The sequence below is a fragment of the Aquamicrobium zhengzhouense genome, assembly GCF_016124105.1.
In the GTDB taxonomy this organism is placed as follows: domain Bacteria; phylum Pseudomonadota; class Alphaproteobacteria; order Rhizobiales; family Rhizobiaceae; genus Aerobium; species Aerobium zhengzhouense.
The window spans coordinates 145966-170895 of the sequence record NZ_JADGMQ010000006.1 but is presented as its reverse complement, the minus strand read 5'-3'; the positions used below and the strand labels follow the sequence as shown (position 1 = coordinate 170895).

At 60.5% G+C, this 24930-nt stretch carries 21 protein-coding genes; 6 read left to right on the top strand and 15 right to left on the bottom strand.

Features of this window, described 5'->3' with window-relative positions:
* Position 1: 1 nt before the first annotated feature.
* Positions 2-2053: a putative bifunctional diguanylate cyclase/phosphodiesterase gene (locus IOD40_RS10840; RefSeq protein ID WP_198476557.1), complete on the bottom strand. Its 2052-nt coding sequence runs from the start codon at positions 2051-2053 to the stop codon at positions 2-4.
* 249 nt (positions 2054-2302) lie between these two features.
* Between IOD40_RS10840 and IOD40_RS10835 the strand changes: the two genes are divergently transcribed.
* The 5 genes from IOD40_RS10835 (at position 2303) to IOD40_RS10815 (ending at position 7629) form a co-directional block, all read left to right on the top strand.
* Positions 2303-3481 (top strand): acyl-CoA dehydrogenase, encoded by a 1179-nt coding sequence (locus tag IOD40_RS10835; RefSeq protein WP_198476595.1) that lies wholly within the window; start codon positions 2303-2305, stop codon positions 3479-3481.
* Between the two features lie 110 nt (positions 3482-3591).
* Complete coding sequence (locus IOD40_RS10830; protein WP_198476556.1) at positions 3592-4413, top strand: transporter substrate-binding domain-containing protein; 822 nt, start codon at positions 3592-3594, stop codon at positions 4411-4413.
* Position 4414: 1 nt separating this feature from the next.
* Positions 4415-5464, top strand: coding sequence for an amino acid ABC transporter permease (locus IOD40_RS10825; RefSeq protein WP_325099711.1), 1050 nt, complete (start codon positions 4415-4417; stop codon positions 5462-5464).
* 62 nt (positions 5465-5526) lie between these two features.
* Entirely contained in the window at positions 5527-7317 is a 1791-nt protein-coding gene (gene mutL / locus IOD40_RS10820; protein WP_198476555.1) for a DNA mismatch repair endonuclease MutL, read from the top strand.
* A gap of 75 nt (positions 7318-7392) precedes the next feature.
* Positions 7393-7629, top strand: coding sequence for a DUF2093 domain-containing protein (locus tag IOD40_RS10815; protein ID WP_198476554.1), 237 nt, complete (start codon positions 7393-7395; stop codon positions 7627-7629).
* A gap of 4 nt (positions 7630-7633) precedes the next feature.
* Here IOD40_RS10815 and lpxK read toward each other — a convergent pair whose 3' ends face one another.
* From lpxK to IOD40_RS10760, 11 genes are all read right to left on the bottom strand, one after another.
* Positions 7634-8665 carry a tetraacyldisaccharide 4'-kinase gene (lpxK, locus tag IOD40_RS10810; RefSeq protein WP_198476553.1) on the bottom strand — a complete coding sequence of 344 codons (1032 nt, stop codon included), beginning with the start codon at positions 8663-8665 and terminating at the stop codon, positions 7634-7636.
* Positions 8666-8671: 6 nt separating this feature from the next.
* Positions 8672-9991, bottom strand: a complete 1320-nt coding sequence (waaA, locus tag IOD40_RS10805) for a lipid IV(A) 3-deoxy-D-manno-octulosonic acid transferase (RefSeq protein WP_198476552.1) — start codon at positions 9989-9991, stop codon at positions 8672-8674.
* The gene (locus tag IOD40_RS10800) at positions 9988-10779 is read right to left on the bottom strand and encodes a lysophospholipid acyltransferase family protein (RefSeq protein ID WP_198476551.1); all 792 of its coding nucleotides are present in this window, start codon (positions 10777-10779) and stop codon (positions 9988-9990) included. The genes waaA and IOD40_RS10800 overlap by 4 nt, the downstream gene beginning before the upstream one ends.
* A gap of 15 nt (positions 10780-10794) precedes the next feature.
* Positions 10795-11031: a DUF4170 domain-containing protein gene (locus tag IOD40_RS10795; protein ID WP_198476550.1), complete on the bottom strand. Its 237-nt coding sequence runs from the start codon at positions 11029-11031 to the stop codon at positions 10795-10797.
* 99 nt (positions 11032-11130) lie between these two features.
* A complete protein-coding gene (locus IOD40_RS10790; protein WP_198476549.1) occupies positions 11131-11931 on the bottom strand; it encodes a 3'(2'),5'-bisphosphate nucleotidase CysQ in 801 nt (266 codons plus the stop codon).
* Positions 11918-13261 carry a TldD/PmbA family protein gene (locus IOD40_RS10785; protein WP_198476548.1) on the bottom strand — a complete coding sequence of 448 codons (1344 nt, stop codon included), beginning with the start codon at positions 13259-13261 and terminating at the stop codon, positions 11918-11920. Before IOD40_RS10785 ends, IOD40_RS10790 begins: the two co-directional genes overlap by 14 nt.
* A 90-nt stretch (positions 13262-13351) precedes the next feature.
* Entirely contained in the window at positions 13352-14230 is an 879-nt protein-coding gene (locus IOD40_RS10780) for a patatin-like phospholipase family protein (protein WP_198476547.1), read from the bottom strand.
* Positions 14230-15594: a M16 family metallopeptidase gene (locus IOD40_RS10775; protein WP_233713941.1), complete on the bottom strand. Its 1365-nt coding sequence runs from the start codon at positions 15592-15594 to the stop codon at positions 14230-14232. The genes IOD40_RS10780 and IOD40_RS10775 overlap by 1 nt, the downstream gene beginning before the upstream one ends.
* Positions 15594-16895: a M16 family metallopeptidase gene (locus IOD40_RS10770; RefSeq protein WP_233713944.1), complete on the bottom strand. Its 1302-nt coding sequence runs from the start codon at positions 16893-16895 to the stop codon at positions 15594-15596. The genes IOD40_RS10775 and IOD40_RS10770 overlap by 1 nt, the downstream gene beginning before the upstream one ends.
* Positions 16896-17047: 152 nt before the next feature.
* Positions 17048-17602, bottom strand: a complete 555-nt coding sequence (rsmD, locus tag IOD40_RS10765) for a 16S rRNA (guanine(966)-N(2))-methyltransferase RsmD (RefSeq protein WP_198476545.1) — start codon at positions 17600-17602, stop codon at positions 17048-17050.
* Between the two features lie 23 nt (positions 17603-17625).
* Positions 17626-19659 carry a pseudouridine synthase gene (locus tag IOD40_RS10760; RefSeq protein ID WP_198476544.1) on the bottom strand — a complete coding sequence of 678 codons (2034 nt, stop codon included), beginning with the start codon at positions 19657-19659 and terminating at the stop codon, positions 17626-17628.
* A 79-nt stretch (positions 19660-19738) separates the two neighbouring features.
* Here IOD40_RS10760 and IOD40_RS10755 point away from each other — a divergent pair, with 79 nt between their 5' ends.
* Positions 19739-20185 carry a nucleoside deaminase gene (locus IOD40_RS10755; protein WP_233713940.1) on the top strand — a complete coding sequence of 149 codons (447 nt, stop codon included), beginning with the start codon at positions 19739-19741 and terminating at the stop codon, positions 20183-20185.
* Positions 20186-20221: 36 nt separating this feature from the next.
* On the opposite strand, the gene IOD40_RS10750 is transcribed toward IOD40_RS10755, so the two are convergent.
* The 3 genes from IOD40_RS10750 to IOD40_RS10740 all read right to left on the bottom strand — a co-directional run bounded on the left by IOD40_RS10750 (position 20222) and on the right by IOD40_RS10740 (position 24887).
* Positions 20222-20722 (bottom strand): hypothetical protein, encoded by a 501-nt coding sequence (locus IOD40_RS10750; RefSeq protein ID WP_233713939.1) that lies wholly within the window; start codon positions 20720-20722, stop codon positions 20222-20224.
* Positions 20723-20947: 225 nt separating this feature from the next.
* Positions 20948-23857 carry an isoleucine--tRNA ligase gene (gene ileS / locus IOD40_RS10745; RefSeq protein WP_198476542.1) on the bottom strand — a complete coding sequence of 970 codons (2910 nt, stop codon included), beginning with the start codon at positions 23855-23857 and terminating at the stop codon, positions 20948-20950.
* A gap of 232 nt (positions 23858-24089) precedes the next feature.
* The gene (locus tag IOD40_RS10740; RefSeq protein WP_198476541.1) at positions 24090-24887 is read right to left on the bottom strand and encodes a MipA/OmpV family protein; all 798 of its coding nucleotides are present in this window, start codon (positions 24885-24887) and stop codon (positions 24090-24092) included.
* Positions 24888-24930: the final 43 nt, after the last annotated feature.

Here is a 24930-nt window from a genome sequence, read left to right as displayed (position 1 = left end):
TTTATCCGAGCAGGTGACGCTTCTTTCCGCCCTTGCGTTTCAGGCGCAACTGCAGCCATTCGGTCGCCTCTGCGGCGGGCATGGGGAACGAGATCGCGAAGCCCTGAACTTCATCGCAGCCAAGTGAAAGGAGCGCCGAAAGTTCGGCCTGCGTTTCCGCGCCTTCTGCAACGACCGAAATACCAAGCGAACGTGCAAGGTCTGTCAGCGCGCGGACGATCTTGGCGTGATCTGCGTCGACGTCGATCTTTTGAACAAAGCGCCTGTCGATCTTCAGACAGTCGATTTCCTTTGGATCAACATGCGTCAGTGATGCGTAGCCGGTCCCGAAGTCATCAAGCTCAAGCCTTACGCCCGCCATTCGGATCTCCCGCAGCTTCGCCCCCAGCCCGGTCTTGTCGTCGTCGAGTATCACCGACTCGACGATTTCGAGCGCCACGCGATTGGCAGGCAAGCCCGCGGCCTCAAGGGTCGAAAACAAGAACTTTGTGAAGCCTGCCTGGCGCAGTTCAGCCCCTGAAACGTTGATGGCGATGCGCCCGAATTCAACCCCGTCCCGATGCCAGGCCGCGGCCTGGAATATCGCCTTGCTCATGACTATCCGTCCGAGACTGGGCATCAGGCCGGCTTTTTCAGCAACAGGAATGAATTCTCCCGGCGAGACCCGGCCGCGCTTTGGGTGCTGCCAGCGCACCAGGGCCTCGACCCCGGTCGTGCGTCCCGTCGATAGCGAAACCTGCGGCTGGAAATAGACCTCAAACGCATCTTGCGCGACGGCATCAGCCAGATCGACCTCAAGGGCACGGCGGTGTTCAAGTTCACGACGCAGTTCGTCGGAGAAAAACTCGACCGAAGCCCCGTCATTCTTCTTCGCGGCATATAGCGCCAGATCTGCGTGGACGACGAGATCAGCCGAACTTGCACCGTGCGCCGGACAGATCGCGACACCTGCGCTTGCACGGCAAAGGATGGTCGAGCCATCAAATATGATCGGCTGGTTCACTCCCTCCAGTATCCGGCCAACCTGGCGCTCTATATCTTCCGCGCTCCCCGCGTCCGGCAGGGCAATCAGAAACTCATCGCCTCCCAGTCTGGCACACAGATCTTGTGGACGGCACCTCGCCTTGAGGCGACTGGCGGTCGTTGCAAGGACAAAGTCCCCGGCTGAATGCCCCAGCGTATCGTTGACCTGCTTGAAGCGGTCGAGGTCTATCTGGACGACAGCAAGGGTTCGCCCGCCCTTCAAAGTATCATCTATGAGCGACACCAGCTTTTCGCGCATGAAGCTGCGATTGTGCAGGCCCGTAAGCCCATCATGCACGGCAATATAAGCCATCGCATTCCGCGCTGCGACCAGTTCGGACGTTCGCTTGCGGATGAGCTCCGTCATCGGTTTGAAGATGAAAAGCGCAATCAGGCAGACAACGCCAAGGGTCGCGAGAAACAAGTAGCGATGCATCGCCAGCATCCGATCAAGCCCGGCCTGCGATTGCAGTTCCAGCTCGGACAACAAGGCCTCGAAACCATTCAGGGTGGCGCTGGCACCGGCTTCGTCCAATTGCGCTCTCTCAATGCCGCCATGGTAAATTGATGGCCCGGTCCGCAATCCCATCATCGTTTCGAGTGACGCGATGAACCTCTGGCTGTTCGAGACCAGATTTACCGAGAAGAATTCAAGAAAGTGCGGCCGATTGTAGAATATGTCTTCGATCGCACGAGACTTGTTCGTCTCCAGCCACTTGAGCAGCCAGCCATTGTTGCGATCAAACTGTGTGGTCGCTTCGCGCAGCAGGCCAACTACCGGACCTGCCCTTTGCGGCTCCCTCAACGAAGCCGAATTGGCGAGAAACACAATCCGCTGTGAAAGCGCCTTTTGTGTCCCGACAAGGGCGATGACCTCAGCCTGACGTCGATGGTCTGCCATCATGCCCTGCAGCATGAGATAGGTTGCCATCGCCATGGTCACAATGATGATCAGCGCGAGCCAGTAGGCGGCCTTGATCGACGTGATCAATTGATCGGAGCCGATCCGCTCACGTCTCTTCCCAGCCATTTCCTCGCCCCAGCTTCAACGCCCGCGAGAACAATGCCCGCTACTGGTTAATAGCCTGCACAAGACGAGCCCAACGAGCCGACCGGAATGAACTCTGGTTAATGGTTGGTTGAGACGCCTGGTCCAGCGGGTTCAAGACAGTCTGTGCCAAACAAGCAGGTTGCCAACGGCCTCAACCTCTTTAATCTGGCGGAAGTTATCTTTTCTGCTGGTGAGTATATGAACATGAATGCCGCGTTCCACGACAAGATGGGCTCTTTTGCGTGGGAAGATCCGTTCCTGCTGGACGACCAGCTGAACGAAGACGAGCGCATGATCCGTGATACGGCGGCAGCATTTGCGGCGGACAAGCTCGCCCCACGCGTCGAGGAAGCCTATCTTGAGGAACGGACCGACCCGGAAATCTTCCGCGAGATGGGCGAATCCGGACTGCTCGGCGTCACCATCCCGGAAGAGTATGGCGGCGTTGGCGCGGGATACGTTTCCTATGGCCTCGTTGCCCGTGAGGTCGAGCGTATCGATTCCGGCTATCGCTCAATGATGAGCGTGCAGTCATCGCTCGTGATGCACCCGATCTTCGCTTATGGCACCGAGGAGCAGCGTCAGAAATATCTGCCGAAGCTGGCGTCGGGTGAGTGGATCGGCTGCTTTGGCCTGACCGAACCGGATGCAGGCTCCGATCCTGGCGGGATGAAGACGCGCGCCGAGAAGATCGATGGCGGCTATCGCCTCCACGGATCGAAGATGTGGATCTCAAACGCGCCGATCGCGGATGTTTTCGTCGTCTGGGCAAAATCGGCGGCTCACGACAACCAGATCAAGGGCTTTGTCCTCGACAAGGGCTTGAAGGGACTTTCCGCGCCCAAGATCGGCGGCAAGCTCAGCCTGCGCGCTTCGATCACCGGCGAGATCGTGCTCGACAATGTCGAGGTTGGAGAAGACGCGCTCCTGCCGAACGTTTCCGGCCTCAAAGGTCCGTTCGGCTGCCTCAACCGGGCACGCTACGGCATATCTTGGGGCGTTATGGGCGCAGCCGAGGATTGCTGGTTCCGCGCGCGCCAGTACGGCCTTGACCGCAAGCAGTTCAATCGCCCGCTCGCGCAGACCCAGCTCTTCCAGAAGAAGCTGGCGGACATGCAGACGGAGATTGCACTGGGCCTGCAGGGTTCACTGCGTCTTGGCCGCCTCATGGACGAAGGCAAGTTCGCGCCGGAAATGATCTCCATCATGAAGCGCAACAATTGCGGCAAGGCGCTGGACATCGCCAGGATGGCCCGGGACATGCACGGCGGCAACGGCATCCAGATCGAGTACCAGGTCATGCGCCATGCGCAGAACCTTGAAACCGTGAACACCTACGAAGGCACGCATGACGTCCATGCGCTGATCCTCGGCCGGGCACAAACCGGCCTGCAGGCCTTCTTCTAAAATTTATCGAACAATCGGGCGTCTCTCGGGAGGCGCCCGCCATACATAAGAATCGCAGGGGAATATTAATCAACAAGGGCGGGAAGCCCGGGAAAATGGGAGCTAAACAGATGAAGACCAAACTGGCAGTCCTCGCTGCGGCCGTGGCAATGCTCGCCGCGCCTGCATTCGCGGGAGAGACGCTTGACCGGGTCATGAAGACCGGCAAGCTGACAATGTCCTCGGATCCCGAATATCCGCCACAGTCCTTCCTGAATGACTCCAATGAATTGGATGGTTTCGACGTCGATGTGGGCAAGGAAATCGCCAAACGCCTCGGCGTTGATTTCGGCATTGAGACGCCGGCTTGGGAAGTCATCATCGCCGGCGGCTGGTCTGGTCGCTGGGACATCTCCGTTGGCTCGGTAACCCCGACCAAGGCGCGCGCGCAGGTGCTCAGCTTTCCCGCAATCTACTATTACACCCCGGCCTCGTTTGCGGTTCACACCGATTCCAGCGTCACCTCGCTGGAAGAGTTGAACGGCAAAGTTATCGGCACCTGCGGTGGCTGCACCTACGACGCCTATCTCCTCAAGGATCTGGTGATCGATGCGGAAGGAACTCCTCCCTTCGAATATCAGGTCACGGCGGGCGAATTGAAGACCTATGAAACCGACACCAATGCGTTTGATGATCTGCGCTTGGGTGACGGCGTTCGCGTCGACGCGGTATTCTCGGCACTGCCTACCATTCAGGAAGCGATCAAGAACGGCTACCCGATGAAAGTCATCGGCGAACCGGCTTTCTACGAGCCGCTGGCGGTTGCCACCGACAAGGGTGATCCTGAATTCGACGCCAAGATCGCAGAGATCGTCGGCGAAATGCACAAGGACGGAACGCTGAAGGCGCTGTCTGAAAAGTGGTATGGCGTTGACCTGACCACGGTTCAGTAACGTGACATCTACAGCCGTCGAAGACGGGATGCGCGCGGACATTCCCGCGCGCCCCATTCTGGAGCGCATCAAGCCTTCCAGAACCGAAGTCATGGTCATCGCCTGCCTTGCCGCGTTGCTCATCTGGATGCAGCTTGCGGGTACACGCATTGGCGGACTTATCGCTCCGCTGACCGGAGGTGCGACCGGCCCAGGCACCGAGCCCGGATTTTTCCTTCATGCAGTAACCGGGCTGGCAATTGCAGGTGCGCTCTGGGTCAACCTCATTCTGCTTCGGCTGTTGCCGTTCAAGTTTCAGGTGCCGATCGTCTGGGTCGAATTGCTGGTCGCGTTCATCACCTTCGTCAGCAGCTTTGACCGCGACTTCGGCATATGGTTCGCCACCAGCCAGGATGGCACAACCAACTTCGTCTATCTGATCACAACCGGTGCGGTGACGACGCTTTACGTGTCGTTCATCTCCATCGCCTTTGCCTGCATTCTGGCAATGGCGGCAGCACTTGCCCGTCTTTCCGATAACGGGTTGGCCTATGCCGCATCCACCTTCTACACCTCGTTCTTCCGTGGCACGCCGCTGCTTTTGCAGGTCTATGTGATCTATCTCGGATTACCGCAGCTTGGGCCGCAATTTGCCCTGAACGCGGTGCCATCCGGTATTCTGGCATTGTCCCTGTGCTACGGCGCCTACCTCGCGGAGATCTTCCGTGCCGGGATCCTCGGCGTGCATCCGGGCCAGCATGACGCGGCGGCCGCTCTCGGCCTCAATCGCAAGCTCACCTTTCGCAAGATCATCTTCCCGCAGGCCATGCGCTTCATCGTGCCGCCAACGGGAAACCAGTTCATCGCCATGCTGAAGGACTCATCGCTCGTCTCGGTCATGGGCGTCTGGGAACTCACCCGCACAGCGCAAATCATTGGTCGCCGCGATTTCCGCGTATTCGAAATGCTGATTGCGGCTGCGATCATCTACTGGGCCCTCTCGATATGTTTCGAACTCATACAGGCGCGGATCGAACGGCACTATGGGAAGGGTTACACCAAGCGCGGCTAGGATGCGGTTGATGAGCTTTCGAGACGCCTGACGCGAACGGGCGAATCCCTTAGGATGGACGAATGCAAATTCGTCACCTTTCCGAAACCGTCATCAACCAGATCGCCGCTGGCGAGGTCATCGAGCGCCCCGCCAGCGTGGTCAAGGAACTCATGGAAAACGCACTTGATGCGGGGGCGACCCGTGTCGAGATCGCGACCGCGGGCGGTGGTCTCACCCTGCTGCGGGTCACCGATAATGGCGGCGGCATGGATGAGACCGATCTGGCAATGTCGGTTCAGCGCCACTGCACATCCAAGCTCGGCGACGACATCCACGATATCCGGTCGCTCGGTTTCCGGGGCGAAGCCCTCCCGTCGATCGGTTCGGTTGGCAAGCTGACGATTCGATCCCGCACGGCGGAAGCCGACAGCGGCCATGAAATCGTGATCGAGGGCGGCCGCGTATCGGCGATTCGCCCTGTGGCGGCAAATCGTGGAACCATGGTCGAAGTCAGGGACCTGTTTTACGCGACCCCCGCCCGGCTGAAGTTCATGAAGGGAGAACGGGCAGAAGCCGGTGCGATCACGGAACTCGTACGACGCATCGCTATCGCCTTTCCGCATGTCCGCTTCACGCTTTCGGGCACTGACAGGTCGACACTCGACCTGCCGGCTTGCGATACGATCGAGGATCGTGTCGCGCAAATCCTGGGCCGTGAATTCGTCGAGAACTCTCTGAGGATCGAGGCAATGCGAGAAGGTGCCGAACTAACGGGCCTCGCATCGATCCCCTCCTTCACCCGCGCCAATTCGTTGATGCAGTATCTTTACGTCAACGGACGCCCGGTGCGCGACCGGGCCCTGGCCGGAGCGATCCGCGGAGCCTACGCGGACGTTCTCCCCCGCGATCGCCATGCGGTCACCGCGCTTTTTCTGAATGTCGATCCGGTCTTCGTCGACGTTAACGTTCACCCTGCCAAAGCCGATGTCCGGTTTCGCGATCCGGGCTTAATTCGCGGCCTCTTCGTCGGGTCGATCCGCCAGGCTTTGGCACAGGCCGGCATACGGCCCTCGACCTCGGCAGCGAGCGCGATGGTCGACGCTTTCCGTCCAGGGGGAACAGCGAGCAGCTATGCCTGGAGGCCGCAGCCGTCGCCTGGCTTTGATCCTCAGACGTCGTTTCATCGCCCGATGGAGTTTTCGGAAGCAGCGCAAGCCGTCTTCGATGAGACGATGCGACCGACAGCTGACGCGCGTGCCGGAATGGCCGAGCCTGCAGCTGAGGTGAAGTCCTTGCCGCTGGGAGCAGCGAGGGCTCAGGTTCACGAGAATTACATCGTCGCCCAAACCGAAGATTCGCTCATCATCGTCGACCAGCATGCTGCACATGAGCGTCTCGTCTATGAGGCGCTGAAGGAAGCGCTTGCTTCCCGCCCGATGCCTGCGCAGATGCTCCTGCTCCCTGAGATCGTGGATCTGCCGGAGGAAGATGCCGACCGTCTGGCTGGCCATGCGGAGATGCTGCGTAAATTCGGCCTCGGCCTCGAGCGGTTCGGGCCCGGAGCGGTAGCCGTTCGCGAAACCCCATCCATGCTTGGCGAAGTCGACGTTCAGCAATTGGTGCGTGATCTGGCCGATGAGATCGCCGAGCACGATACAGTCGAGACACTTAGCGAGCGCCTCAACGCCATCGCTGCCACCATGGCCTGCCATGGATCGGTCCGGTCCGGACGGCGGTTGCGCCCCGAGGAGATGAACGCTCTTTTGCGTCAGATGGAGGCGACACCGGGATCGGCCACGTGCAATCACGGAAGGCCGACCTATGTTGAACTCAAGCTGACCGACATCGAACGGCTGTTCGGCAGGCGGTAACACGGAGACGTTTGCTGCCGAAGCTTGACCAGGCGACGCTTTGATGATGGAAGGCTCTCAGAAAGGTGAGCAGCTATGAACCGTTTTGAAGGCCCCGGCGGCAAAGAAGCACGAATCCGCTATCTGGACGGCGACTTTCAGGTCCTCTCGCCCGGTTCGTTCGTGCGCTGTGCGGTATCGGGCGAGATCATCCCGCTTGATGAGTTGAAATATTGGAGCGTCGCCCGGCAGGAGCCCTACGCCACGCCAGAAATTTCGCTCGACCGCGAGCTCGAAATGAACCCCGAGCTTCGTCAGCGCCGCAAGGGCTGAGAGCTTATCCGGCCAACCTGCGGCGACGCCATGCATCGAGCGTCGCCTGAATGATCGCCTGCGGCGTTCTCTCCAGCTCGAAATCTGCCTCGATCTCGATCACTTTGGTTCGCTCGCGAAGTGCCTGCATTGCCGGACTGGATTGGTCGAGACGGACGTAGTCCTTCGCTGTCGTAACCAGCTGCAGCCCTTTTTCATCGGCGGTCGACAGCAGATCCTGAGCGTCGAATTCGCTGAAGAAATGATGGTCGCCGAACGGCTTTTCGACCACCAGTTCTGCGCCTGACGCACGAACGGTGTCGAAGAATTTTGACGGGTCACCGATCCCTGCAAAGGCAAGGCAAGGCGTTCCCGACAACCCTTCGGGATAATGCGGGCGTACCGATGCCTGGAAGAACGGACGCCCTGCCCGGGCTGCCTTGCGAACCACCGTATCAGCTGCACTGCCCGTGCCCATCTTCAACAGGCCGTCAGCAAAGCGCATCTGATCAATCAGCGGTGCGCGCATCGGGCCTCCCGGAATGGTGTGCCCATTACCAATGCCGCGCCGTGCATCGATCACGATCAATGCATAGTCGATGTGGATCCGCGCGCTCTGGAAGCCGTCATCCATGATCAGGAAATTGCAGCCATGGTTGATCAGCAGGCGAGCTCCCGCCGCGCGATCGGGGGTGACAGCTACGGGCGCGGCGCGCGCCAGCAGCAACGGCTCATCGCCCACATACCGGGCGCTGTCCTGGTCGGGATCGACCAGATGGGGGTGCTGCCCCACCGACCCGCCATGTCCACGCGACAAGATTCCAGGTTCAAGGCCCATGTTCCGCGCGGCAAGCGCCAGCGCGACTGCAACCGGCGTCTTACCCGACCCGCCGACAGTCAGATTGCCAACGCAAAGAACCGGGGCGGCAACCTTCTCCCGCTTGGCATTGAGCAGGCGCTTACGGGCAACCGCACCATAGATCGCCGACAACGGCCATAGCGCCCATGCGCGCCAATCGGCCTTGGTCCACCAGAAGGGCGGCGCTTCGCTCACCATCGCCAGCTAGCGTCCATTCGAGCCAGATCCCAGACGGGACTGGACGATCAGGGGATCAATGTAAGGCTGCAGTGCCTGCAGCGTCTTCGCTAACGCGCCGCGCATGCCATCCACTGCCTGTATGCCGGCGGCCATCATCTTCTGGCGCTCGGCATCATTCATGAGGAGGTAGTTTACCGCTCCGGCCAGAACATCCTGGTCGCGGACAAACCGCGCAGCACCGGCCACTGCCAGCTTCTGATAGGCCCCGCGGAAATTTTGGACATTCCGGCCAGCCAGAACTGCGGTGCCCAACATCGCCGGTTCAAGCGGGTTCTGCCCGCCCTGCCCCGTCAGCGAACGACCGACGAAAGCGATCTCCGTCAGGCGCAGATAAAGCCCCATCTCGCCAATCGTGTCGCCAAGGAAGATGTCGGTGTCAGCGGTAATCTCGTCACCCTTGCTGCGGCGGGCAACAGTCAGCCCCCCGGCCGCCCAAGCCTCCGCAAGCGCGTTTGCGCGATCCGGATGCCGTGGCACCACGATTGTCAACAGGTCGGGATGACGCGAGCGGACCCGCTGGTGAACCTCAGCCGCTGCATCTTCTTCGCCATCGTGGGTCGAGACAGCGGCCCAGACGCGGCGCGCGCCAATGGCCCGGCGGAAACGCTGCAATTCAACCTCGTCTACCGGCGGAGGCACAGTATCAACCTTGAGGTTTCCGGACACCGAAACCGGCCGCGCACCAAGGGCGCGGAAGCGTTCCGCATCCGTGTCCGATTGCGCAATCACATGCGCAAAGTTTTCGAAAAGTGCTTCGGCCAGATAAGCGCGGCGGCTCCAGCTGGCGAATGACCTGTCGGACATGCGTCCATTCACAAGAACCTGGGGAACGCGACGGCGTCCCAGTTCCATGATCGTCATCGGCCAGATCTCGGATTCGGCAATGATCGCCAGATCCGGCGCCCAATGATCGAGGAAGCGGCTGATAGCCGGCTTGAGGTCAAGCGGAACGTATTGATGGATGACCGTATCGCCGAGCCGTTCGGCTACGACCTGCGCCGAGGTCACGGTCCCTGTCGTCAGCACGATGTTGATGCCGAAACTGCGGATTTCGCGGATCAGCGGTGTCACCGCAATCGTTTCGCCAACGCTTGCCGCGTGGACCCAGATCAACGGTCCTTCCGGGCGCTCAACACCTGCCCGGCCATAGCGCTCACGGCGGCGGCTGCGATCTTCCTTCCCTTTGGAAGCACGCCAGGCCACATAGCCGCCGATCATCGGATAGGCTGCGGCGCCCGCGAGCCGGTAGGCGGAGAGAATGAAACGTGCCCAGCGTTCGCTCATCGTGGATCATCTACCAGTTGATAGGCACGCGTCGTGGCCGCATTCAGTGCAGCTGTCACCTCGAGGCGCTTAGCTTCCATCATCGCCTCATCGGCCTCTGCCGGCACATATATCGGATCGCCAAGTGCAAGCGCCTGCTTGCCGAATGGTAGATTGATCGTCGTTTTGTCCCAGCTCTTCTCAAGGACCGTGCGGCGACTGGTTGCGATGGCGACCGGGACGATTGGCCTGCCCGAGTGCTTGGCCAGCGTGACAATGCCAAGCCCTGCAGAACGAGGCGTGCCATGCGGAATGTCAGCGATCATCGCGACATTCATCCCGGAATCGAGCGTCCTCTTCAACGCGATCAGCGCTCGTGCTCCGCCTTTACCTGCCGACGCAGCGTCGGGACGACCGCCAGATCCGCGCACAACGCCAAATCCCAGCTTCTCTGCGACCCGTGCATTCAATTCAGCATCGGCACTGCGCGAGAAGAGCGCCACCATCTTGTTCTCGCGAGGGTTGAATGCAGGCGCAAGAAGGTGCTGCCCATGCCATAATGCCGCAATCGCAGGCGTGTGCGCCGCAATCACCGGCTCGACATTGTCAGAGCCGGGGGCAACACGGTTGGTCTTGTAGACCAATTTGACGGCGAAGATGATGAGATAAGTCAGCACATTTCGTGCGAACTTGGATTTGGTCAGCGGATGCCGCACCTTCTTCCAGAAGCGTTTCAAAAGGCGCGGCTTGCTGCTGCGCTCCTTTTGCGAAAGCGCGGCCGCATCCGTTGACGGTTTCGTCTCATCCATCCGAAGGTGCTTGCCTCAGTCCGTCTGCGGGTCGAGCAGACGATGCAAGTGCACGATGAAGTAGCGCATATGCGCGTTGTCCACAGTGGCTTGCGCTTTCGCCTTCCAGGCAATTTCCGCAGACTTGTAGTCCGGGAAGATGCCAACAATATCGAGGTCCTTCAGATCGCGAAAATTCACGCCTGCAAGCGACGTAAGTTCGCCGCCAAAAACCAGATGCAGAAGTTGTTTGTTACCAGTCTCATCGGCCATGATGAATCGTGCCCGTCAGGTGGTTAAAGTTGTCCGACCATACAGGCGGTGCCTGTAGGCTGGAAGCCAGTTAGAAGAAATAGCCCTAATTTGAAACCATTAAGGCGTTTTGGTGGAAATAACGTTCGCCATGTCCGCCAGGAGCTTGCCACTTCCGGCAACCAGCGCGCCGTGCCGTGGATTTTCCCGCGCATAAGCCGGAGCCACACCAGCCGCATCGAGAACAAGCCCGCCCGCGCGGCGCAAGATGACATCCGCCGCCGCAAGATCCCAATCATGCGAATTGGGCTTTACGAAGGTCGCATCGAGCTCGCCGCTCGCCACCATGGCGATACGGTAGGCGAGCGATGGAACATAGGGCATGGTCGGGCCGGTGCGGATATAGCCAGGGGCATTCGAAATCATCGGCTTCGGCCCCGCTACACGCGGCGCTGGCCCCGGGACCGAGACGCTTATCTTCTTCCCGTTGCACAAGGCGTCGCCAGCCTTCGACGCTTCGTAGATCTCCTGCTTGGCAGGACAATCGAGAACACCAACGAGCGACACCCCGTTCTCAACTACGGCAATCGACACGCACCAGGTCATCTTGCCCTCGATAAACGCGCGGGTTCCGTCGATGGGGTCAACCACAAATGTGCGGCGCGCCTGGAGGCGCTCGCGATTGTCAGCGGTTTCTTCCGAAAGCCAGCCATAGTCGGGACGCGCTTCAAGCAGCGTGCGCCGCAGAAAATCATCGACCGCAATGTCCGCCTCGCTGACCGGCGACGCCCCCTCCTTCAGCCAGGTCTCGGGATCGTTGCGGAAATGGCGAAGCGCAATCTCGCCGCCTTCGCGCGCAGCGTCACGTATAAGGCACAGATCTGCTTCCAGATCAGCTGTCAGTGCGTCATTCGCCGGCAAGCGTCATGCCCTCAATCAGGAGTGTGGGAGCGGCGGTGCCAAAGTTCCGATCGAGATCGCTGGCCGGAACCATGTTCAGGAACATGTCCTTGAGATTGGCCGCGATGGTGACTTCCGCAACCGGATAGGCAAGCTCGCCATTCTCGATCCAGAAACCCGATGCGCCGCGGGAATAGTCGCCAGTGACCATGTCGACACCCTGGCCGAAAACCTCGGTGACATAAAAGCCCGTCTTCAGGGATTTGATCATGTCCTCAGGCGACTGATCGCCAGGCTCGATCGTAAAGTTGGTCGAGGATGGCGACACCGATGAGGCTGAGCGTGAACCGCGACCATTGGTAACAAGCCCGAGTTCGCGCGCGGCGGACGAGGACAGGAACCAGTGGTTTAGCACCCCACGGTCGATCATCGTCAGCTTCTGACCCTCGACGCCCTCGCCGTCAAATGGCCGGGAGGACTGGCCGCGAACCTTGAGCGGCTCATCCGTGACGGTGATTGCCGATGATGTAACTTGCTGCCCCATGCGATCGCGCAGGAAGCTCGTCTTGCGCGCGACGGAAGCGCCGTTGATCGCACCAGCCAGATGTCCCGCAATGCCTCGGGCAACACGTGGATCATAGATGACGTTTACGGGGCCAGTCTTGACCTTGCGAGCGCCAAGCCGGCGGACCGCCCGCTCGCCTGCCCGCTTGCCAATGTCCGCGCCCTGATCCAGATCGGCAAAATGCAGGCGCGATGAATAATCGTAATCGCGCTCCATGCCTGTCCCCTCACCTGCAAGGACGCTGACGGAACGCGTAAAGCGCGTGGCCATGTACTGGCCGAGAAAACCGTGAGATGTCGCGAGCACCAGGCCGCCCATTCCTGCGGACGCACCGGCACCAACGGAATTGGTAACGCCGGAAACAGAAAGCGCTGCGTCTTCCATTTCGAGCGCGTCCTCGCGCAGTCGCTCTGCCGAAACTTCCGTTGAATCGAACAGGTCGAGGTCCTTCGGTGCGCGGCTCAGCAATGCTTCATCCGCCAGCCCCTGGAAAGGATCCTCGGGTGAGGCACCTGCCATTGCCACAGCGCGCTCAGCGAGCCGGTCGACATCGGCAGATGCGTTTGCAGAAACGCTCGCGACACGGCGGCCAACAAATACGCGCAGAGCTACGTCATCGCTTTCCGACGATTCGGTGCCTTCCACCTTGCCGAGGCGAACAGAGACACTGGTCGAGCGGGATCGTATGGCAACTGCATCACAGGCGTCGGCACCTGCCTTGCGGCCAGCTTCGACCAGACGCGCCACGAGATCAACGAGGCTGCTTGAATTCATAGGTCCGCTCATGGTCACTCTCATTTGCGCCCGAAAAGGGCCAGGCAGGACATGCCCTCCATCTATGACCCTGTCCCTCGGGATGCAATGGCTAGCTTGTTTCTAGCTCCGCGACAAAGGCTCTGCCTCTTCTCCCCCAGCGAACCGAGCGACCGCTTTCTCGACTGCGAATTTAAGCTCATCCCTGAGCTCTCGCGTTTCTTCGAGGACCTGACGCACCTTCAGGAAATCCATGACCCTGAACTTTGAAACCGGCGGTCGAAGCATGATCTGCGGACGCGACTGCCGCAATTTCAGCGCGGTGATCGATTGCATCATGATCTGGCTTGCACCAAGCAGAAGATCGATGGAGCCAGGCGTTCCGTTCTTTCCTCGACAAGGCGTTCCGACCACATCGATGGCGATGACAATGTCCGCCTTCTCTGTCAGCAGGTCGAACGGCACGGGGTTTGAAATGCCGCCGTCGATCAAAAGCTGATCGCCGCAAATTACCGGGCTGAAGATACCCGGCACCGCCGCGGAAGCAGCTATTGCTGGTAGCAATTCGCCGCTTTCAAACACTGTCTCCTGATACTCGTAAAAATCCGTCGCGGTCACCGCGAGCGGGATCAACAAATCTTCAAAGCGTTCTGGCAAGGTCTCGGGCAGAAACGCCTTCAGGATGCGCCCGACATCGAACTGCCCGAACCGACCGCCGTTCGTGACCATTTCAGACATTCGCTCAGGTCGCGAGCGCCACATCCGGGCCGCAACCTCGGTCGGATGGCCGAGCGTTTCCAGCGTGTGCTCGCGGATGGCGACGCCGCTCATACCAGAAGCTACCGCTGCTCCGATGATGGCACCGATGGACGAGCCTGCAACGGCGACTGGACGTATCCCAAGTTCGTCCAGCGCCTCAACGATGTGAATATGCGCAAGACCACGCGCGCCGCCCCCGCCAAAAGCAACCGCGAAGGTCGGATCGTGCGCCTGCGCACTCATCATTCCGCCTTCGGCATTTCGGGGCCGACGACGAGGATTGCCGGGTCGGCGGTCAGGAGCCGCTGTGCTGCGTCCTTGACCTGCTGCTTCGTCACCCCCTCGATGTAACCGACGCGGCGGTCGATATAGTCGATGCCAAGCTTGTCCCGTTGCAATTCAAGCAAGGTGCTGGCGACAGCAGTTGAGGAGTCGAGATTGTTGATCGGATACGCGCCGATCAGATAGGTCTTTGCCGTGGCAAGTTCCTCATCAGTAATGCCCTCGTCTGCCACCTTCGCGATCGTTTCGCGCAGGACATCAAGGGCCTCCTGAGCCCTGTCCGCCCTCGTGGAAGTCCCGATGATCAGCGCGTCGGCGTAGTCGGAAGTCTGCAGTCCGGAACCGACGCCATAAGCCAGCCCGCGCTTTTCACGAACCTCATTGAACAGCCGGGACGAGAATGTGCCGCCGCCAAGAACATGGTTCATGATAAATGCCGGGAAGAATTCCGGATCTTCACGCTCCAGTCCCGGATAGACGAATTGAAGCGTCGCCTGCGGCAGATCGTAGGGATAGTTCACCAGCTGACCGAGCTTTGGCTGGATCCGATCGATCTTCGTAAGGTCCGGGTCCTGGGGCAGCGAACCGAACACACGATCAAGCTCGTTCTTAAGCGTCTCCGCGTCGATCGCACCCACAACCGCAACGTTCAGCTTTCCGCGGGCGAAGATGCGCTTGTGGAACGCATGAAGATCATCGGTCGTGATCGAACCGAGGGACTCGATGGTTCCGTCGGAGCGCCGGGCATAGGGGTGATCGCCATAGATCGCCTGAGCGAACTTCTCCATCCCGAGAGAGTTCGGGTCGCGCATGTCACGCTGGATCCGGGTGTTGATCTGCCCGCGAATGCGATCCACCGGCTCCTGATCAAAACGTGGTGAGGTCACTGCCAATTGCAGAAGCTCGAACGCGTTTTCACGTTCTTCCGCCAGCATCCGCATCTCCCCGTAGATGGAGTCGCGAGTAGCGCTGAAACGCATCTCGGCCCCGACCTCGTCGAGACGCTCTTGAAACGCGTCAGAATCAAGATCGCCCGCGCCCTCATCGAACAGGCCGGTCATCAGATTGGCGAGCCCCTCTTTCCCGGCAGGGTCCTGCGTGCTGCCTCCTTTGAAGGAAAAGCGGACGGTGACGATCGGCACCGTGTAATCCTCGACCAGCCAGGCGGTGACGCCGCTGTCCGATTTCACTTCCTGAATGTCGACTGCAGCGCGCGCCGACAGAATTGCGGGCATAGTGACGAAAGCCACTGCCAGTAGCACCGTCGCCAGAAACTGGGAGAGGCGCGAGAGGCCGGAGTTCATCTGCATCTTCGTGCTAGCCATCATTTCGACTCCTGTGGCAGGAGATACCCGGCAACAGAACGTCGCTCGTCGAGATATTTCTTTGCTGCCTGCTGAACGGCTGCCGGTGTGACCTCACGGATCTTGTCAGTCCAGTTGGCAACGTCTTCCACCGTGCTTCCGGTGGTGAGTGCCGCGCCGTAAATCCTAGCCATGCCTGACTGGTCGTCGCGCGCAAAAATCATCGAGCGCAGATAGCGTTTCTTCGCCTTTTCGACTTCTTCTTCAGTCACGCCATCCGCCACAATCTTGGCGATCTCGGCATCGATGGCTGTCTCGACCTGTTCGAGGGTGGCGTCACCGCGTGGTGAACCCCACACGCCAAAGCTCGTGTCGTCGAGCGACGTGCCCTGATAATAGGCCCCCGCCGAGGAGGCGATGCCCTGCTTGACGATCAGCTCCTGATAGATCCGGCTGCGGATGCCGCCGCCCAGCACTTCGGACAGAATGTCGAGAGCTTCGGCTTCGCCCGGCTCGGCGGTCCGATAGGAAGGCACCACCCAGCGCTTCGAAAAGCTCGGCACGGCCACCCGTGCATCGGTGAGTTCGACAGTGCGCTTGGTGTTCTGCTCAGGCTCTGTCGGGCGGATGCGCTCTTCAAGGTCAGGCCCGCGAGGGATCGCGCCGTAAATGTCGGTCGCCATCTCACGCACTTCGGCGGTATCGACATCGCCTGCCACCACCAGCACGGCATTGTTCGGCGCGTAATAGCGCTTGTAGAAATCAATCGCGTCTTCGCGATTGAGCTGTTTGATCTCGTGCATCCAGCCAATAACGGGGATGCGATAAGGATGGTTCTGATAGAGCGTCGCGCTGACTTCTTCGCTTAGCAGCGAGGAGGGATCGCTTTCGACGCGAGAGTTCCGCTCCTCGATGATGACATCCCGCTCCGGTCCGATGACCTCCTCGGTCAGGACAAGATTGGTCATGCGGTCAGCTTCGAACTCCATCATGGTGCGGAGTTCGCTCGGCGCCACTTGCTGGAAATAAGCGGTGTAATCATAGGAGGTGAAGGCGTTCTCTCTACCGCCGACATCGGCGATGCGGGCGGAGAATTCACCCGGGCCGTGATTGGCCGTACCCTTGAACATCAGGTGCTCAAAGAAATGCGCGATGCCCGACTTGCCGGGATCTTCATCCGCGCTGCCGACCTTGTACCACAACATGTGCGTGACAACTGGCGCGCGCCGGTCGGGGATAACGACAACCTCGAGCCCATTGTCGAGGCTGAAATGATCTATCGTAGGTGCCTGCTCGGAAAATGCAGTGACGGGCACTGTCATGAAAACCGCTGCGATAGCGGATCGCCGCACCGCGCCGGAAATGAATTTCATCTGATCTTCCTTCTGCTGACGCCATAAGAGACATAGCGCCTCCATTGCCGCGCGCCTATCCCCACACGACAGTCCCTCATCGCTAGGAAGAGTGACGAAACTCAGGCGTAGCGGCAGAATGCGACGGTGGTATCACCGTAATCGCGACGATCGAGAAGGGTCAGGCCCGCGACCGGCTGGAAGGGTGTCGATGCCGCTTCTTCCACAACGATCAGGGCATCGGGCGCAAGCCACCCGCCCTTGATCGCTTCAGAAATCGCAAGTTCTGCAAGCCCCTTGCCATAGGGCGGGTCAGCGAAGACCAGCTTGAACGGCTGCAGCGTCCCTGCATTGCCAAGAGTTGTTGCGTCGCGCCGGAATATCTTGGTGCGGCCCTGCAGACCGAACGCTTCAACATTCGTGCGGATCAGGCCGCGCCCTTCGGCAGTTTCCTCGATGAAAATCGCGTAGGACGCCCCGCGTGACAGTGCTTCGAGGCCCAGCGCGCCCGTGCCTGCAAACAGGTCGAGGACACGCTGGCCTTGAAGGTGCTCGGGGTGGCTGTGGGCGATGACATTGAACACCGCCTCACGCGTACGATCGCTTGTCGGCCTGATCGCGCCTGAACGTGGTGTTTCAAGCGCGCGGCCTCGTAGATCGCCACCGACAATTCGCATTCGCCTGCCCCGCTAACGATCGTCTATCTGTCGCCGCGCGGCTTGCGCGGTCCGGCGCCCGGCTTGAATGGCCGTCCACCGCTCGGCTTCCCTGGTTTGCCCTGAGGCCGTGGTTTGCCGGCAAAGCGGCGCTCTGAAAGCTCGGCAGCCTTCTTCTCGCCAACTGGACGGGCACCAGGTGCCATCCACACATTGGTCGTACGCGCACGCGGCGTCTCGACACGTTCTTCGCGGTCTCGACCGGGCTTGCCTGAGCCGCCAAATCCACCGCGAGAGGGCTTGCGCGTATCGAGACGTCCAAGCGCGTCCTCGCGCTTCTTCTCGCGCTCACGCTTGCGGTTCGGGCGCACGAAATTTTCCGCGACCTCTTCACGCTGCTGGGTCTTTGCCGACACAGGCTGGTTCGAGAAGGCGTTGATGATCGGGGCATCGAAATCTGCTCCGGACTCTTCGATCAGACGATCGCCGAGCTGATCGCGCAGCATCTTGCCCTTCAGCTCCCGGACCTCACCTTCGACCAGTTCTCCGAGCTGGAACGGGCCGTAGGACACGCGGATCAAGCGATTAACGTCAAGGCCCAATGCGCCGAGGACGTTCTTCACCTCCCGGTTCTTTCCTTCACGGAAACCGACCGTCAGCCAGGCATTGGAACCCTGCTCGCGGTCAAAAGTTGCCTCGATCGAACCATAGAAGACGCCATCGACGGCGATGCCGTCCTTCAGGCCTTCCAGCGCCTTGGGATCGACCTTGCCATGTACGCGCACACGGTAGCGACGGAGCCAGCCGGTGGTCGGCAATTCGAGAACGCGCGCCAGACCGCCATCATTGGTCAGCAGAAGCAGCCCTTCGGTGTTAATGTCGAGCCGGCCGACCGTCATCAAGCGCGGCAGGCCTGCCGGCAACACGTCGAATACGGTTTTGCGGCCTTCAGGGTCACGGCTCGTCGTGACAACACCCGCAGGCTTGTGGAACAGGAAGAGACGCGTGCGTTCGATCGCGGGAATTTCCTTGCCGTCGAGCTCGATTTTGTCAGTGGACTTTACGTTCACTGCCGGAGTCGTAAGAACCTTGCCGTTGAGCCTGATGCGGCCGTCGGCAATCAGCGACTCAGCATCGCGGCGCGACGCAACACCGGCACGTGCCAGGCGCTTTGCGATCCGCTCGCCCTCGGCGTCAACTGCTGCATCATCGCCGTCACGCTTGAAGGGGCGAGGTTTGTCACCATCGCGGCCCCGGAACGGGCGCTTCTCATCGTCCCTTGCGCGGAACGGGCGCTTGTCGCCATCGCGCTTCTCGAAGCGGGAACGATCGCCTTGCGGCCGGTCACCACGCGGTGCGCGCGGCGCGTCGCCGTCACGCGCTGCATAAGGACGCTTCTCGCCGTCGCGTTCACGGAACGGACGATCTTCGCGCGGCCTGTCAAAGCGTGGACGATCACCCTGCGGGCGGTCTCCGCGCGGCGGGCGCGGTGCATCGCCACCACGTGCCGCATAAGGACGCTTCTCGCCGTCGCGTTCACGGAACGGGCGATCTTCGCGCGGCCTGTCGAAGCGCGGACGATCACCCTGCGGGCGGTCTCCACGCGGCGGGCGCGGCGCGTCGCCGTCACGTGCCGCATAAGGTCGCTTCTCGCCGTCGCGTTCACGGAACGGGCCCTTATCGCCGTCGCGCTTCTCGAAACGCGGACGATCACCCTGCGGGCGGTCTCCACGCGGCGGGCGCGGTGCATCGCCATCACGTGCCGCATAAGGACGCTTCTCGCCGTCGCGTTCACGGAACGGGCGATCTTCGCGCGGCCTGTCGAAGCGCGGACGATCGCCGCCACCAGCCGAAGCCCCTTCCTCGCGGCGCTCCCATTTACCTGGACGCGCCTGTCGCGGTGCGCTGCCGTCCTTGCTGCCAAAAGCGCGCTTGGCGCCATCCTGGCGCTGGAACGGCTTCTTCTCGCCGCTGCGCGCGCCGGCAGGCCTGTCGCCTCCGTCGCGTCCGGCAAACGGCTTGTTTGGGCCACGCCCTCTTCCGCCTGAGCCGGCGGGCTTCTTTTTGTCATCAACCATGGTGGCAATCGCCTTTCAGCGCGGGTAACTATCAGAGCACTGTGGCCCTTGCGAGTGAAATGTCATCGACAATTTGTCTATGAAACCTGTGTCCTTCATGGATGCCGCCTTTGCGGAGGCGGAAACTGCAGCCATGCGGGGAGAAGTACCCATCGGCGCGGTCGTCGTGCGTGATGGCATCATTATCGGTAGCGGCGGCAATCGCACCCGTGAGTTGAACGATCCGACCGCTCATGCAGAAGTTCTGGCGATCCGTGAGGCCTGTTCCAGGGAAATGAGTGAGCGCCTGCCCGGCGCTGACCTCTATGTAACTCTCGAACCATGCCCGATGTGCGCTGCTGCAATATCCTTTGCGAGGATAAGACGGCTCTATTTCGGCGCGGCTGACGAGAAAGGCGGAGCGGTCGTCAGTGGCGCGCGGCTTTACAACTTGCCGACCTGCCATCACGCGCCCGAAGTCTATTCGGGCTTTGGCGAGGTCAGATCAGCAGAAATGCTGAAGGCCTTTTTCAAGGAAAAACGCTGAGCCGGTGGGGCTCAGCCTACTGTCTATGCGACGCGTCTAGAGCCACGGAACATAGTCGCGCCACGACGACTTGCCCGCTCCACGCTTGGCCGCGCGCTCCTTTTTCCACTCTTCCTCACCAAGATCGCCTGCAACCGCACCAGCTTCCGGCTGGCGATAGGTCAGCGGCGGCTCGCTGAGGTAACGGCGGTTCGTTGCGACACCCTGCTGGTTCTCACGAATGCGGCGCTGCAGCTCAAGGCGCTGATCCTGTGGAGCCGTGGCTACCACCGAACGGCTTACCCCATGTTCGTCAGCCTCGGCGCGGATGCGACGGCGGCGCTCTTCAGGTGATTCCGGCCAGGCAGAATTGCTTGCGGATGCAATCTCTTCCTGCGGCTCGGGCAGCACCGTTGTCGTGGACGGACGCACCAGTTCACCGCGCGGCGTGTAGCTGATCTGCGGCTTATCCTGCGGACCAAGAGCCAAAATGCCGGTCATGTCTTCGACAAGCTGCTGATTGGCAGTCTTTCCAGTTCCGTAGGTCGGCGTCGACATGCACGACGCAAGGAAAACTGCTGCACAAGAAGCGGAAAGGCCTGCGAACAGCGGGATGCGCCCGCGCGATTCAATGCGATCGATCTTCACTTCACCCAGCCTCTCATACCGGCTTCATCGCCAAACTGACCCGTTTTCACCGGACATTCCGGCGACAACAAGGCGGCACTCTTGCGCCGCCTTTTACCTCATCATGCGTTAGCGAGCAATGCGCCGAGACGTTGTTTAGAGACGTCCCAGTGCCTTGAGCTCGCGCAGCGCCGCTGCATCACGTGCAGAGACGTCCGGGAATTCCGGATCGGACCCGACATCGTTGGTGTAGCGCCAGGAGCGCGCACACTTGGTACCCTGCGCCATGGCCGGCACCACACCGACGCCCTTCACGTCCTCAAGAACGAACGCACCGGCAGGAGCTTCGCTGTCCAGAATCGTGATGTCGCTCGTGATCGAGATCTCGGCCATGTCGACATCGGCAATCGCAGCACGCAATTCTGCATCGGCAACATGAACGATCGGCGCGGCTTCCAGCGAGGAGCCGATCCGCTTTTCACGACGTTCGATTTCGAGCGCGCCGGTGACGACCCTGCGAACCTGACGAACCTTGCGCCACTTGGCAGCAAGCTCGTCATTCTTCCACTCAGCCGGAATTTCGCAGAACTGCTCAAGATGGACGGACACGGCATCGGGGTAGCGCGCCAGCCATGCCTCTTCCGTTGTGAACGGCAGAATGGGTGCGAGCCACTTCACGAGATTGTCGAACAAGTGACGCACGACAACGAGCGATGCCTTGCGCTTCTGGCTCGACAGCGCATCGCAGTAAAGCGCGTCCTTGCGAACGTCGAAGTAGAATGCCGACAGCTCGACCACCATGAAGTCGATCAGAGCGCGGGTGACGCGCTTGAAGTCAAAGGCGTCGTAGCCCTTGCGCACCACCTCATCGAGCTCGGCGATACGGTGCAGCATCAGGCGCTCGAGTTCTGGCATGTCGGCCAGCGCGACGTCCTCGCCATCGTCATGCGCGAGCGTGCCCAGCATCCAGCGGATGGTGTTGCGCATCTTGCGATAGGCGTCGACATTGGTCTGGATGACGTTCTTGCCGAGGCGTTGATCTTCCCAGTAATCGGTCGTCATGACCCACAGGCGCAGGATGTCTGCACCTGACTGCTTGATGATTTCCTGCGGGACCACGACGTTGCCGAGCGACTTCGACATCTTGCGACCGTCTTCATCCATGGTGAAGCCATGAGTGATGACAGCGTCGTACGGCGCGCGGCCACGCGTGCCGCAGCTTTCGAGGAGCGACGAGTGGAACCAGCCGCGATGCTGGTCGGACCCTTCGAGATAGACGTCAGCCGGCCACTTCAGGTCCGGACGGTCTTCCAGAGTGAAGGTGTGGGTCGATCCCGAGTCGAACCAGACGTCGAGAATGTCGGTGACCATCTGCCACGGCTCGCCGGCGCGGTCGCCAAGGAAACGCTCGCGTGCGCCTTCAGCGAACCATGCGTCTGCACCTTCTGCCTCAAAGGCTTCGAGAATGCGGGCGTTGACGGCCTCGTCCTTCAGCACTTCGCCATCAGCGTCAGCGAAGACGCAAATCGGCACGCCCCAGGCGCGCTGGCGCGACAGAACCCAGTCCGGACGATCTTCGATCATGGCGCGCAAGCGCGTCTGGCCGGCACCCGGCACGAAACGGGTGTCATCAATCGCCTTCAGCGCGCGCGAACGCAACGTTGTGCCATCGCCGAGGTCCTCGTCCATGTAGACGAACCACTGCGGCGTGTTGCGGAAGATGACGGGCTTCTTTGAGCGCCAGGAATGCGGGTACTGGTGCTTGAGGCGACCACGCGCAAACAGCGCATTCGCACCGATCAGCGCTTCGATGACGACCTTGTTGGCGTCGCCCTTCTTGCCGTTGTCATCGATGACGCGCGCGGCACCGCCTTCGCGATCCGGACCAAAGCCGGGCGCGTCCTTGGTGAAGTAGCCAGCATCATCGACGGTGAACGGGATGCGGGTGTCGATGCCCTTGGCAGCGACGTCCTTGGCAGCGTCCATCCAGGCGTCAAAGTCTTCGCGGCCGTGACCCGGTGCCGTATGCACGAAGCCGGTACCGGCATCGTCGGTGACGTGATCGCCGGCCAGCATCGGCACGGCAAATTCATAGCCGCCGCCAAAGCCCTTGAGCGGGTGTGCGAGCGTCATAGCCGCAAGGTCGTCGGACGAGACATCGCACAGACGCTTGTATTGCAGCTTCGCCTTGGTGAAGGACTCTTCCGCAAGCGCGTCAGCGAAGATCAGTTTTTCCCCGGCCTGGGGACCAAAGTCGTTCTCGGCGGCAGTTACTTCGTAAAGGCCGTAGGAGATGCGCGGCGAATAGGCGACAGCGCGGTTGCCCGGGATGGTCCACGGCGTCGTCGTCCAGATAACGACATGGGCATCGGAAAGATCTTCTGCACCCGATGCGATGGGGAACTTCACCCAGATCGTATCGCTCTCGTAGTCGTGGTATTCGACTTCGGCTTCGGCCAGTGCGGTGCGCTCGACGACGGACCACATCACCGGCTTCGAGCCACGATAGAGCTGGCCCGACATGGCGAACTTCAAAAGCTCACCTGCAATACGCGCTTCCGCGTGGAAGTTCATCGTCGTGTAGGGCTTTTCGAAGTCACCCTCGATGCCGAGACGCTTGAACTCCGCCGTCTGAACGTCAATCCAGTGCTGTGCGAATTCGCGGCACTCCTGGCGGAACTCGTTGACCGGAACCTCGTCCTTGTTCTTGCCCTCGGCGCGATATTTTTCCTCGATCTTCCACTCGATCGGAAGGCCGTGGCAGTCCCAGCCCGGCACGTAGTTGGAGTTGAAGCCGCGCATCTGGAACGAGCGCGTGATGACGTCCTTCAACACCTTGTTCAGCGCGTGGCCAATATGAATGTTGCCGTTGGCGTAGGGAGGGCCGTCATGCAGCACATAGAGCGGACGGCCAGCCGCACTTTCGCGCAGCTTCTTATAGAGGTTCATGTTCTGCCAGCGCTCAACGAGCTTGGGCTCGTTCTGCGGCAGACCAGCGCGCATCGGAAAATCCGTCTGCGGCAGATTGAGGGTCTTGGAGTAGTCGATCTTTTCGGCGGTGGTCATGGTCTCGTCGCATCGTCAGCCCGGGCTATGGCTCTCGGGCAAGGCTTCGGTCAAACGGCAGGGCGCGTTAAGCACGCGCAAAAATCCCGGACCTTCCGGCGGCGTTCAGGCCGCCCAGAAAGCCGGGCCGGTAATTCGTATCGACGCGAGAATAAAAGCGCGCTGGGTCATGGCCCGCGCTTTTAGCCGAGCCTGACCCGGGAATAAAGAGGCGATTCGTCGGCAGCAGGACCTAGCGGAACGAAAAATCAAAGCGGTAGGTCGCTGAAGCTCCGACCGTGACCTGGTTTTTCGAGCCGCGCTCGCGCACCAGGCTCGACTTTGCAGCCGGTCCCATCAACCGTTCATACTCTGCAAAAACACTGGTCGTGAGCTCGTTCGTCGTTTTCCAGGTAATAGCGCCGCCCGCCCCTACGGACTTCATGCCGCCGCCTGGCGCGTATTCTGAAAGTCCTGACGCAGCCGATTCGGCAGCGTTCACACCGTAGTAGGTCTCAAAATAATCCTTCGTCGCAAATGACACGCGCGGGCCAGCTGACAGCTGAACCGTCTCTGTCATGTCAAAGAAGGCATCGGCAGCAACGTCGAACACCACCGCATCGTGGGTGCGAATCCCGTGCCTGACTTCACCGCGTATGCGCGCGAAATCGGTGGGGTAAAATTCGGCAAAGCCGCCAAGCTCACCACCAAAGCGGACGGGCGACAGTCCACGCAGATCGTAATGGTCTCCCTCATCGCGCTTGAAGATGAGCTTGCCGGCCGCACCAGCGCGGATCATCCCATTGTCGATCAGCGCGAACGAGATGTTGTCATTGCGTGACGAGAACTTGGCCGACGGACCTGCCTTGCCCAGCGAGATCATCGGCTGGAAAGCGAACTTGTTCTTGGATGCACCGTCGAACTTTGGCTTTGAAAGGACCGCTCCGCCCACCTTCAGGTACCAGTCACCCGAAAACCAGCTTTCAGCCGAGGCGTGAGCTGTGCCAAGCGCCAGAACTGCCGCGGTGCAGATTAGCTTTCCGAATTTCATGTGTAACCGCCTACGCAATACATTGGAGACGTTTAGAACTGCG

What these genes read in the sequence shown, in the direction of transcription:
- IOD40_RS10840 (WP_198476557.1), bottom strand. Translation starts at nt 2,053, where the DNA reads ATGGCTGGGAAGAGACGTGAGCGGATCGGCTCCGATCAATTGATCACG.
- IOD40_RS10835 (WP_198476595.1), top strand. Translation starts at nt 2,303, where the DNA reads ATGGGCTCTTTTGCGTGGGAAGATCCGTTCCTGCTGGACGACCAGCTG.
- IOD40_RS10830 (WP_198476556.1), top strand. Translation starts at nt 3,592, where the DNA reads ATGAAGACCAAACTGGCAGTCCTCGCTGCGGCCGTGGCAATGCTCGCC.
- mutL (WP_198476555.1), top strand. Translation starts at nt 5,527, where the DNA reads ATGCAAATTCGTCACCTTTCCGAAACCGTCATCAACCAGATCGCCGCT.
- IOD40_RS10815 (WP_198476554.1), top strand. Translation starts at nt 7,393, where the DNA reads ATGAACCGTTTTGAAGGCCCCGGCGGCAAAGAAGCACGAATCCGCTAT.
- lpxK (WP_198476553.1), bottom strand. Translation starts at nt 8,665, where the DNA reads ATGGTGAGCGAAGCGCCGCCCTTCTGGTGGACCAAGGCCGATTGGCGC.
- waaA (WP_198476552.1), bottom strand. Translation starts at nt 9,991, where the DNA reads ATGAGCGAACGCTGGGCACGTTTCATTCTCTCCGCCTACCGGCTCGCG.
- IOD40_RS10800 (WP_198476551.1), bottom strand. Translation starts at nt 10,779, where the DNA reads ATGGATGAGACGAAACCGTCAACGGATGCGGCCGCGCTTTCGCAAAAG.
- IOD40_RS10795 (WP_198476550.1), bottom strand. Translation starts at nt 11,031, where the DNA reads ATGGCCGATGAGACTGGTAACAAACAACTTCTGCATCTGGTTTTTGGC.
- IOD40_RS10785 (WP_198476548.1), bottom strand. Translation starts at nt 13,261, where the DNA reads ATGAGCGGACCTATGAATTCAAGCAGCCTCGTTGATCTCGTGGCGCGT.
- IOD40_RS10780 (WP_198476547.1), bottom strand. Translation starts at nt 14,230, where the DNA reads ATGAGTGCGCAGGCGCACGATCCGACCTTCGCGGTTGCTTTTGGCGGG.
- IOD40_RS10775 (WP_233713941.1), bottom strand. Translation starts at nt 15,594, where the DNA reads ATGGCTAGCACGAAGATGCAGATGAACTCCGGCCTCTCGCGCCTCTCC.
- IOD40_RS10770 (WP_233713944.1), bottom strand. Translation starts at nt 16,895, where the DNA reads ATGACAGTGCCCGTCACTGCATTTTCCGAGCAGGCACCTACGATAGAT.
- rsmD (WP_198476545.1), bottom strand. Translation starts at nt 17,602, where the DNA reads ATGCGAATTGTCGGTGGCGATCTACGAGGCCGCGCGCTTGAAACACCA.
- IOD40_RS10760 (WP_198476544.1), bottom strand. Translation starts at nt 19,659, where the DNA reads ATGGTTGATGACAAAAAGAAGCCCGCCGGCTCAGGCGGAAGAGGGCGT.
- IOD40_RS10755 (WP_233713940.1), top strand. Translation starts at nt 19,739, where the DNA reads ATGAAACCTGTGTCCTTCATGGATGCCGCCTTTGCGGAGGCGGAAACT.
- IOD40_RS10750 (WP_233713939.1), bottom strand. Translation starts at nt 20,722, where the DNA reads ATGTCGACGCCGACCTACGGAACTGGAAAGACTGCCAATCAGCAGCTT.
- ileS (WP_198476542.1), bottom strand. Translation starts at nt 23,857, where the DNA reads ATGACCACCGCCGAAAAGATCGACTACTCCAAGACCCTCAATCTGCCG.
- IOD40_RS10740 (WP_198476541.1), bottom strand. Translation starts at nt 24,887, where the DNA reads ATGAAATTCGGAAAGCTAATCTGCACCGCGGCAGTTCTGGCGCTTGGC.